This is a genomic window from Homoserinimonas sp., from assembly GCF_056262345.1.
This window is the reverse complement of sequence record NZ_JBACFR010000187.1, coordinates 1-6785: the sequence shown is the minus strand read 5'-3', so window position 1 is coordinate 6785 and position 6785 is coordinate 1. Positions and strand designations below refer to the sequence as shown.

The following is a 6785-nucleotide window of genomic DNA, read 5'->3' as shown; positions in this document are numbered from 1 at the left end:
TAGTTCTCCGAAGCGTTGTGGCCGGGGGTACAGCCAATCCTATCCGCCCGACCTGGCACCGCTCGGCGGCTATCTCGCCAGAATCTGCTGAGCCTGACCCGGCACCTCCGCTAGACGGCCGAGACCGATCAGAGCGAAGCTTCGCATTGCCTTGGTGCCGGCGGCAAAATAGCCCAGGTGGCCAACGGCCGAGCCTAGAGTCTTGCCCGTCACATCGTCGTGACCGGTGCCGACATCCATCTGCACGGCACCGAAGGCGGGATCCCCCGGATCGCTACCGTGGAAGGCGATGTCGGCCACAGGATCCCACGACGCCTCGCCCACAAACACCGCTCCGTCGGCAAGCCCGAGGCCCCTGACATCGTCGACCGCGACTCCCGGAGATCCGACGATCGCCAGCGCGTCGATATCTAGGGTGCCCCGCTGGAGCGCAATGGACGCTGCAGTCGACCCATAGGAATGCGTGATGAGCGAGACTTTGGGTTGCCGATCCCCGCGCACGGCGCGCAGACCATCGACGGTTGCGCTGAGCGCGTCGGGCCCATCATGTGCGAGATCGGGTGCGCCGACGGTGAAGATATTGGGCGTCTCATAGCCCATCCAGGCAACGGTGGCGATGGACGAGGCCGAGGGAGGATCCGTCGTTGACGAAGACATCTCTGTACCCGCGACGTGCGATTCGGAGGTCGATTGCGAATCGGACGACGCGAGGATCGGGCCCGCAGAGAGCGGATTCGCAACCAGAGACATTTTGTCTCTGTGAATATCGAGTGCGATCTCCGTCCAGTCGACTATCTGACCCTGCACAGTGAAGAACATCCCTGGCACCAGAAAGCTGACATAGTCGGCCTCTGCGACATCGCCAAGGGCGACTACGGCTTGACCCGGCCACGCGACATCGACGGCAAGAAGATGCCGAGAGGGAATCTGGCCTTGCTCGCCGAGTGCGAGACGCACCTCCCGCAGCATGTCGAGTCTCGCCTCATCGGCCGCGCGTGCCGCTGTTCCTCCCGCACTCGCGAGCCCCGCCTCGATCTGCGAGATCGTGATCTCGAGATAGGCCCGGTTCGCCGCATCGCGCACGTCGTAGGGAACCCCGTCGAGATTGCCGACGAGGCCGGGAACAACGGCAACGAGGTCGTGGCGCTTCTGCTGGGCAAGCTGCGACCACCACCTGACGACCTCCGTTGACTCCGGAGGGTTCTCGCTGAGCGTACTGAGCGTGCTGGCGTGCCGAGTCGCAAAATCGCCAAGGGCAAGCCGGTCGAGGTGCGCGACACCGTTCAGGAGCGCGAGCCCATCGAGCGCGCCTAGACCAGCCAGTTGGCCGCCGGGAGAAAGCGTCGGGAGCTGAGACGACGCAGCCCGGTAGCTGATCGATGCTGCCGTTAGCGATGATGTCGGGGCTGGGCGCGGGGTCGCCACAATAGCCCCGGCGAGTCCGAGGACGAGTGCCGAGGTAGCAACGATCGCCACGAGACGAGGGAGCACGGTGGACCCTTCACTCTCCTGAATCGAGGACGGCCAGTAATGCACCAGTGTAGGGGCACGGCTACGAGCATCTCCTAAAAAAGCTCAGTTGTTTACAAACCCTGTTCTTTAGCGCCGACGAACTCAGGAGTCGAGCGCCGTCGGCCCCTCCCGCACGAGAAGTGCAAACTGGGCGGCATCAATGATGCGAACGCCGAGCTCCTCTGCTTTGGCGAGTTTCGAGCCAGCACCGGGACCCGCCGCCACGAAATCCGTCTTCTTAGAGACGCTGGAGGCCGCCTTGCCGCCGGCCTGGATTATGGCTTCTTGCGCGCCCTCGCGGGAGAACCCCTCGAGCGCTCCGGTCGCGACAACAGTGAGCCCGGCGAGCGGACCGCCCGCCGCTGCGGCCGCACCGGGACCGGGGTGACCGGGCGTCGCAAACTGCACTCCCGCATCCGCCCATCGCTGCACGATCTCTCGATGCCAGTCGACATCGAACCAGTCCATGAGGGCATCGGCGATGATGGGGCCGACCCCGTCGACTGCGGCGAGCTCGTCCCTAGACGCCGAGCGGATGGCATCGAGAGACCCGAAGTAGTCGGCGAGAGCGCGCGCAGCGACGGGCCCCACATGCCGAATGTTGAGGCTGACGAGGATGCGCCACAGCGGCTTGGTCTTAGCCTTCTCGATCTCGTCGAGGAGCTTGGTGGCTGCGGCCGAGGGCTGCTGGCCCAGCAATCCCGCCTTCTTCTCGGCGGCGCTGGGATTGCGGCGAAACGGCGTGCGCATTCTGATGGTGCCGTCTGGCTCCTCTTTAGGCAGGCCAGTTTCGGCGTCACGCACCATCACCTCAATGGGGATCAGGTCGCCCAGCTCCAGGTCAAAAAGACCAGCCTCGGTTTCGAGCGGAGGGACCTCCGGCGTCGTTGGCTGCGTCAGCGCCGCAGCGGCGACCTCACCCAGGACCTCGATGTCGAGGCCGCCCCTGCTGCCGATGTGCTCAACCCGACCCCGCACCTGGGCCGGGCAGCTTCGGGCGTTGGGGCACCTCAGATCAATGTCGCCCTCTTTCATCGCGCGCAGCGGAGTGCCGCACTCGGGGCAGTTCGTTGGCATGACAAACTCGCGCTCGGTGCCGTCTCTCAGCTCAACGACGGGGCCAAGGACTTCGGGGATCACATCACCGGCTTTACGCAGCACGACGGTGTCGCCGATCAACACGCCCTTGGCCTTGACAACATCCTGGTTGTGAAGCGTGGCCTGGCGCACTTCGCTGCCCGCAACGCGCACCTTCTCCATAACGGCGAACGGCGTGGCGCGGCCCGTGCGGCCAACGCTCACCACGATGTCGAGAAGCTTGGTGTTGACCTGCTCTGGCGGGTACTTATAAGCAATCGCCCATCGCGGCGCACGGCTAGTAGCCCCCAGCTCATCGTGCAGGGCAAGCTCGTCCACCTTGACGACGATGCCGTCGATCTCGTGTTCCACGCTCGCGCGGTTCTCGCCGTAGTACTCGATGAACTCGGCGGCACCCTTGGCCGAATCCTTGACCTGAAAGTAGGGACTGGTGGGGAGCCCCCAGCCCGCTAGCAGACCGTAGATCTCTGACTGACTTGAGACGGGCGGATTAGGCCAGGCCCCGATGCCGTGGACGAGCATGCGCAAGGTCGAAAGACGCCGGTGCATCTGAGCGAGCTTGTCGGGCGATTTGCCCTCCGCCTTCTGCCGAAGGCTGCCAGAGGCTGCGTTGCGCGGGTTGGCGAAGATACGCTCGCCGGTCGCCGCCTGCTCCGCATTGAGAAGCCGGAATGCCTCCACGGGAATGAATACCTCGCCGCGGACCTCGACAATGGGCGGATGCCCCTCACCGGCAAGGCGCTGCGGGATAGACGCCACGAGACGGATGTTCTCGGTCACGTCTTCGCCGGTTCGCCCGTCGCCTCGCGTGGCTGCGGTCGTGAGCACGCCGTTCTCGTACTGCAAGTTGATGGCGAGCCCATCGATCTTGAGCTCGCACAGGTAGTCGACTCGGCGGTGAGCATCCCGTTCGACCTTGGCGGCCCACGCCTCAAACTCCTCAATGCTGAAGACGTTGTCGAGGCTGAGCATGCGCTCGGCGTGCTCGACAGGGTCGAAGAGCGTTTGCGCCCGCCCACCCACGGTCTGCGTCGGACTATCTTGCCCTTGTAGCTCGGGGAACAGATGCTCGAGCTCTTCGAGCCGGTGCATTAGCCCGTCGTACTCCGCATCCGAAACGAGTTCGGTATCGCGCTCGTAGTACGCCTCGCGGAGTTCGAGGATGCGGATCGTCAGCTCGTCGGCTTCGGCCTTGGCCGCATCGAGCTCTGGAGGGGTAACGGACTCTGCCACCCTCTCAGTCTAGGCACCAGCACCGACACCGACAGGCGTCGAATACCCGGCCGAAGAAGCAGAGTTACGCGTCGGCAGGAACCGCACTCACGGTGCGGTCGATCGTGCACTGCCCTAGAACGCGGGTGCCTACATAGACAACCGCCGTCTGGCCCGTCGAAACACCGTTCAGAGGCGTCGTGGGCCGGATGACGAGCTCGGGCCCTGCCTCTGTGTCGACAACCTGGGCGATGGCGGGCATGGGATCGGAGTGAGCGCGCACCTGCACGTGGCAGTCGAACGGCACAGCGGGGTTCTCGGGAGCGAGGCCGGCCCAGGTGAACCGGGTTCCCGCAACCTCGGCAAGGTCAAGCGCCTCACGCGGTCCGACAACCACCGTGTTGTCCTTGGGGCGAATCTCTAAGACAAAACGCGGGCGACCATCGACGCTCGGCACACCGAGGTTGAGGCCCTTGCGCTGGCCGATCGTGAACGCGGCGGCACCCTCGTGCTTGCCGATTACCGCACCGGATCGATCGAGGATCGTGCCCTGCTCGGCACCCACTCGGTCCGCAAGCCACCCGCGAGTGTCCCCGTCGGGGATAAAGCAGATGTCGTGACTGTCGGGTTTGCTCGCGACACTGAAGCCGCGCTCGGCGGCCTCGGCCCGCACTTCTGCCTTCGACGGGGTATCCCCGAGCGGGAAGAGGCAGTGGTCGAGCTGGTCTGCCGTGAGCACGCCGAGCACATACGACTGGTCCTTGGCCCACGCGGCGGCCCGGTGCAGCTCGCGGTTGCCCTCAGCATCCGTAGTCACCTTGGCGTAGTGACCCGTGACGACGGCGTCGAACCCCAGGTCGATGGCCTTCTCCAGTAACGCGGCGAACTTGATCTTCTCGTTGCACCGCATACACGGGTTGGGGGTGCGCCCCGCCTGGTATTCCTCGATGAAGTTGTCGACAACATCGAGCTTGAACCGCTCCGAGAAATCCCACACGTAGTAGGGGATGCCGATGATGTTGGCGGCACGCTGGGCATCCATCGAGTCTTCGATCGTGCAGCATCCGCGGCTGCCGGTGCGCAGTGTGCCCGGCATGCGGCTGAGCGCAAGATGAACACCGACAACCTCGTGGCCCGCCTCGACGGCGCGGGCAGCGGCGACAGCGGAATCCACCCCGCCACTCATCGCTGCTAAAACCTTCACCGAAGCAGTCTACGCGCGCCGCGCTGAGTGCCCCCGATCAGGGAATGTCGTTGAGGGTTTTCTCCACCGCGATGAGCCGGGTATCAATTGTGTCGAGGCGCTCCATGAGCTTCTCGTTCACCGCGGTGTTCTGCGCGATCACCGCGTCGAGGTTCTTGTTGCGCCCCGCAAACGTCGTGGCGGAGGTCACAATGACCCACGCGAAGATTCCGGCGATCGCGATCCACGCGAACCAGGGAATGTGCTCCATCAGATTTCTCCAGACTCTGCGCTTTCGGCGCTTCGGGCGACGGCCGCGACGAGGGTCTCGGCGTCGATTGTGAGCGTGAATGGCAGCACCTCAAAGTATTTAAGGGCTTTGCCGTCCTCGCTGAGTTCGAGGCTCCCGGCGACGTATCCGGATTCCTCGAGTTTCGTCAGGTGCATATAGAGGAGTGCGCGCGACATGCCCACCCTTCGGGCAAGCTCGCTGACGTGCAGCCTCTCCCCCGCGAGCATCGCAATGATGCGCATGCGCTGCGCGCTCGAAATGGCGGTGAGTTTGATGCTCAGCTCATCGGCCGACATCTCCGTAATTTCGCTCATCGCCACCTCCTTGTTTCACCTGTTAGAAGAAACTTACAGGTGCAAGGTGTGCGTGTCAACACGGACGGCATCCGCCTCAACTGTTGCTCTATCCAGCAGCACCAGGCTCGCTCAGGCGGGCGATGAGCTCGACCAAAAGTCGCTCAGTTACGGGCGCCGGGAGCGCCTCCATGAGCGCGAGAATGGGCGCCATCTGCTCGGGCAGGGCACCAGACTCTGAGGAGAGGCCCGCCGCCGCGAGCACGGCCAGAGCCGATTCCGAATCGAGCGGGCGAGCACCCTCTGAGTCGCCGAGTCTCCCGAGCTGCTTCGACACCGCTGCGGCACTTTCTGGCGAAATCGGTGCGACACCCCTCACCTGGTCGGCCGCGGCAATGAGGGCGGCACCCAGATCCCCCACAGCCGACTCCGTCACCGGGGTGACCGTTATGTGAATCGTGTGCGGCAACCGTGACCCGTCCGGCTGCATCAACCCCGGCTGAAGCTGCAAGAGCCATCCCCATGTGCGAACTCGATCGGCCCAATGGTGCGGGTCGACCCTCCGAGCGGCTGGCACCGAGTCATCCGACGCGACGGCAAAGAGCGGGCCAACGGGATTGCCGACCACCCGCAGACCGTCAACCGAATCGATGATGCCGCGCAGAGCATCCGTCGCCCTGCGACTCTGCGCCGTGAGCGACGCCAGACCTTCGACTCCCAACCGCTGAATGATCGCCCAGGCCGCCGCAAGCGACGCCGCCGACTTGGATCCGAGCATTGTCGAGTTGACCACGGGGTAACCCGGCCATCGCGTCGTGGCGAAGAACTGAGCTCGCTGTCGGTCTCGGCCCCGATGGAGAAGCACAGACACACCCTTGGGCGCGTAGCCATATTTATGCAGGTCTGCCGAGATGCTGGTGACGCCCGCAACAGAGAAGTCCCATTCCGGCACGTCGTCCCCCCACCAGGGCAGCACCCACCCTCCAATGCAGGCATCGACGTGGCACGAGATTCCTGCCTCGCGGGCAGCAGCGGCCACAGGAGCGACGGGATCGAAGCTCGCGTGGGGATACGCGGGCGCGGAGACCACGACGAGAGCGACATCGGCGCCGAACCGTTCGACGAGGTGAGCCGGGTCGACACTGCCATCCTGCCCCACGGATACGAGGTCCAGGTCGAGACCGAAATAGTGCGC

General features: G+C 64.6%; 6 protein-coding genes. All 6 read right to left on the bottom strand.

Annotated elements, in window-relative coordinates; all coding sequences use genetic code 11:
* Nucleotides 1–69: 69 nt before the first annotated feature.
* Nucleotides 70–1491, bottom strand: coding sequence for an alpha/beta hydrolase (locus AC062T_RS09420; protein ID WP_476029434.1), 1422 nt, complete (start codon nt 1489–1491; stop codon nt 70–72).
* Between the two features lie 123 nt (nt 1492–1614).
* The gene (ligA, locus tag AC062T_RS09415; protein ID WP_476029432.1) at nt 1615–3843 is read right to left on the bottom strand and encodes an NAD-dependent DNA ligase LigA; all 2229 of its coding nucleotides are present in this window, start codon (nt 3841–3843) and stop codon (nt 1615–1617) included.
* A gap of 64 nt (nt 3844–3907) precedes the next feature.
* Nucleotides 3908–5026, bottom strand: coding sequence for a tRNA 2-thiouridine(34) synthase MnmA (gene mnmA / locus AC062T_RS09410; protein WP_476029430.1), 1119 nt, complete (start codon nt 5024–5026; stop codon nt 3908–3910).
* Between the two features lie 37 nt (nt 5027–5063).
* Nucleotides 5064–5276, bottom strand: a complete 213-nt coding sequence (locus tag AC062T_RS09405; RefSeq protein ID WP_108517066.1) for a hypothetical protein — start codon at nt 5274–5276, stop codon at nt 5064–5066.
* Complete coding sequence (locus AC062T_RS09400; protein WP_241961085.1) at nt 5276–5611, bottom strand: ArsR/SmtB family transcription factor; 336 nt, start codon at nt 5609–5611, stop codon at nt 5276–5278. The genes AC062T_RS09405 and AC062T_RS09400 overlap by 1 nt, the downstream gene beginning before the upstream one ends.
* An 88-nt stretch (nt 5612–5699) precedes the next feature.
* Nucleotides 5700–6785, bottom strand: a 1086-nt coding sequence (locus AC062T_RS09395; RefSeq protein WP_476029427.1) for a pyridoxal-dependent decarboxylase, incomplete at its 5' end; no start/stop codon positions are given.